The sequence below is a fragment of the Seonamhaeicola marinus genome (assembly GCF_008085455.1).
Genome location: NZ_VSDQ01000410.1, coordinates 1 through 538 on the forward strand (window position 1 = coordinate 1; position 538 = coordinate 538).

Genomic DNA, 538 nt, shown 5'->3' on the forward strand with positions numbered 1-538 from the left:
TAAACCACGTGGTAGTTTGCAAATACCTTCTTTTTTATCAACAGTAATACCAGGGTAATTACCAACTTTTTGGTTTAAACCAGTTAAAGCGTTAAAAACCGATGTTTTTCCAGTATTGGGGTTTCCAATTAAAGCAACGTTTATTTGTTTACTCATAGCGTGCTTTTTTCAATTAAAATAAGTTGTGCTGTTTCTTTTCTAATAGCTACATGCGATCCGTTTATGTTTAAGTAAATAGGGTCTGTAAATGGCGCTACTTGTAATAATTGTACTGTATTACCAGGTAAGCAACCCATTTCTAGTAATTTTAATGGAATTTCGGTTGATGAAACATCAGTAATAACAGCAGTTTCACCTTTTTTAAGATGAGCTAAGGTATATTGCAAACTTATTTAGATTGATTTTAAAGAAGCAAAGTAAACTAAAAGTTTAAACTTTTAAAAGTTTAAGGGTTTAAAGTTTACTTAAAATTTATGGTGTGTTTATTTACTGGTTTCCTTTTGTAAGTGTCTTATGTCGTTTAAAAGTTTTTCAATAT

Annotated in this window: 2 protein-coding genes; both read right to left on the minus strand. The window is 29.7% G+C overall.

The window, feature by feature from the left end; translation table 11 throughout:
• On the minus strand, positions 1-156 hold a 156-nt coding region (locus FUA24_RS07405; protein ID WP_148541124.1), incomplete at its 3' end, for a FeoB small GTPase domain-containing protein.
• Complete coding sequence (locus FUA24_RS07410) at positions 153-386, minus strand: FeoA family protein (RefSeq protein ID WP_147132279.1); 234 nt, start codon at positions 384-386, stop codon at positions 153-155. The genes FUA24_RS07405 and FUA24_RS07410, both read right to left, overlap by 4 nt.
• Between the last annotated feature and the right edge of the window lie 152 nt (positions 387-538).